The organism is Pseudomonas sp. EggHat1 (genome assembly GCF_014892995.1).
Classification (GTDB): domain Bacteria; phylum Pseudomonadota; class Gammaproteobacteria; order Pseudomonadales; family Pseudomonadaceae; genus Aquipseudomonas; species Aquipseudomonas chaetocerotis.
This window is the reverse complement of record NZ_JACKQK010000046.1, coordinates 1-588: the sequence shown is the minus strand read 5'-3', so window position 1 is coordinate 588 and position 588 is coordinate 1. Positions and strand designations below refer to the sequence as shown.

Annotated in this window: 1 protein-coding gene; it reads right to left on the bottom strand. The window is 55.3% G+C overall.

Annotated elements, in window-relative coordinates; translation table 11 throughout:
* Window positions 1-539, bottom strand: a 539-nt coding sequence (locus INS93_RS24625) for an OprD family outer membrane porin (protein WP_192985866.1), incomplete at its 3' end; no start/stop codon positions are given.
* Window positions 540-588 lie beyond the last annotated feature (49 nt).

The following is a 588-nucleotide window of genomic DNA, read 5'->3' as shown; positions in this document are numbered from 1 at the left end:
GACAGTCCTTCCACGCTGCTGTTGACCACGGTGACACCTCGGAAACTCTCCGGTAAAAGCCGTGCATCACCGTATTGGACGACCGGGCTGACGGGAAAGACGTCGCCTGCCTTGATCTCGGTATCCATGAACCGAGCTTTCACCGCGCCACCCAGTTTGGAGTAGTTATCCTCAGCCTGCCCGAGGCTGTTGTAAGGCAGCACATCGACTGAGCCACCGGCTCCTGAACGGCCGTCGCCAGTGTCAAGTTTAAGTCCTAGCATGGCAAAGGCATCGACACCGAAGCCTATGGTGCCCTCGGTGAAGCCAGACTCGAATCGGCCTATCACGCCATGCGCCCACTCTTCCGAATAGCCATTACCCGAGCTGCTGGACTGGCCTTTGCGGAAGTCACGGTTGAAGTAGAGATTTCGATTGAGGATGGTCAGGCTGCTGCCTTCGATAAATCCCTCGCCTTTCTCGTCGGCGGCCATTGCAGCTTGCCCGGTACTGACGCTCAGAGTGAGCAGAGAAAGTCCTAACAGGGTTCTGTTATTCATAAATGCTCCTGATGTTATTGGCAGTTGTCATTGTGTGGTCGCATATATG